At 49.8% G+C, this 1938-nt stretch carries 1 protein-coding gene and 1 pseudogene; both read right to left on the bottom strand.

All coding sequences use genetic code 11. The features are described from left to right. A partial coding sequence (locus JJQ72_RS20175) for an extracellular solute-binding protein (RefSeq protein ID WP_208204782.1) occupies positions 1 to 1190 on the bottom strand: 1190 nt, incomplete at its 3' end. A 443-nt stretch (positions 1191 to 1633) separates the two neighbouring features. Then, positions 1634 to 1938 (bottom strand): annotated as a pseudogene (locus JJQ72_RS20170) (extracellular solute-binding protein); the annotation flags it as partial.

The following is a 1938-nucleotide window of genomic DNA, read 5'->3' as shown; positions in this document are numbered from 1 at the left end:
AAAGCTTCTTTGTCGGTATGCTGAGCTTTACCGTCCGTAACGGTGTAGGTTTCACCTTCCAGACCCCAGTAGAAGAGGTTGGACATTTCTTCATCCATCAGCTTGTCGAAGAATTCCAGCACTTTCTTCAGCTCTTCTTCGGTTTTCACCGCAGACTTGGAGATCAGGAAGAAGCCGTTGTTTCCTGCTTCGGAGTAGATTGCAGTGCCGCGTGGTCCTTCAAGCAAGGAAACCATGTCGACCTTCGCATTCGGATCTACCTTCTGTGCACCGCGTTCGCGGGCTAAAGCTGTGCTGGTTACCTGGCGCATGGTGCCGGCTTTACCGGAATCCCACAGCTTGAACCAGTTATCACGGGATGTGATCGGGAAGTCCTGGTTAATGATCTTCTCGTCAAACAGCTTGCGGTAGAATTGCAGCGCCTCCAGATAAGCTTCGGTTTGGAAGGATGGAATCAGCTTGCCATCTTCCACGCCCCACTGGTTCGGTGCACCGAAGTAAGCGGTGATCAGATCGATGTTGAACAGTGCGTTATTTTCGATCAGGCCGTAGGTATCGTCTTTGCCGTTACCGTCCGGATCCTGGGTTGTGAACGCTTTCAGCATGTTGTAAAATTCATCTACCGTTGTTGGCTCTGGCAGACCGAGCTTTTCCAGCCAGTCTTTACGGTACGTCATGGTGTTGCGCGCCAAGTCACGAACGGATGGAACGCCATAAATTTTACCTTGAACCTTCATGTTGTCATACACCTGCGAGTTGATGGCGGACAGGTTCGGGTAGTCTTTCAGGTAAGGGCCGATTTCCCAGAACACGCCGGTTTTGATCGCATTGACAACCGGTACATCATAGAACGTTTTGATCGCAGTCGGGAAGTTGCCGGAAGCGACAGTAACATTGAACTTCTCTGCGCCGGTCGAGGATGGAACTGATTGAACGTCGATATTGGTGTTGGTGTACTCTTCGATGATCTTCATGATTTCGGAGTCATTCTTTGGCGGCTCCGTCTCATAGTGGAACAGCAGGCTCATTTCAAATGGCTTCTCAGGCTCCGCCGTTTTCTCAGTACCGGAACCGGGATCCGGGGTGGTGTTGTTGGACGGGGTGGCGGTGGAGCCACCGTCGCTGCAGCCTACAACGCCAACAAGCATAGCCGTGGATAACAAACTGAACACTTTACCTTTCTTTTTCATGAACATGACCTCCCTATTCTATTGGTAAGCAGATCAGGTCACAGCATTGAAGATGAGTCTGAGGTGGTGTCGGCCGCTTCATCCGATAGTACCGGATGTGCCGCTTAGGACCGCCTGCTGTTTCCTGTTGTATATCACGTTAAACGCTGTTAGCTCCATAGTCTATGTACATCTTCCGCACACCTTGCAAGTGTTATAATGCATATTGGAAAAGAGACATATCATGATAAAGCTGGGAAATGGAGCGGTGAAAAGCCTTGATATGAAAGGGTTTACATGGATCTGTATAGATAATGATTATATAAATGATAGCGCTTCCTCTTGACAAATTGATTGCGCTTACATGACTACAAGCTTATGATTATTGAGGTCTGTGGAGCTCAAACACAAAAATACCGGCCCCGCCAAAGCGGGACCGGTTTTTCGTTAATCTAGAAGGAAGCTTACTTGTTCACTTCACTGTAAGCGGCAGTGAATTCGTCCATGATTTGCTGACCGCCGTCTTTCTTCCATTGGTCTACAGCAGCCTGCCAGCCGGCTTCGTCGATTTCACCCAGGATAAACTTGATGCGGGCATCCTCGATAATCTTCATCAGCTGCGCACCTTTCTCGGTATTCGTTTCGGAATCCAGAGTCAGGGCCGGGTTCGCCAGAGCGACCGCTTCGTTCTCTTTGTTCATATCCAGTGCTTGCTGCTCCAGTGGCTGCAGCACGCCTGGTGTCGCGTTGTCGATCAGCTTGCCTACAG

The organism is Paenibacillus sp. F411, assembly GCF_017582705.1.
GTDB classification, from domain to species: domain Bacteria; phylum Bacillota; class Bacilli; order Paenibacillales; family Paenibacillaceae; genus Paenibacillus_AQ; species Paenibacillus_AQ algicola.
The sequence above is the reverse complement of the archived record's forward strand: the minus strand, read 5'-3'. Positions and strand labels throughout refer to the sequence as shown.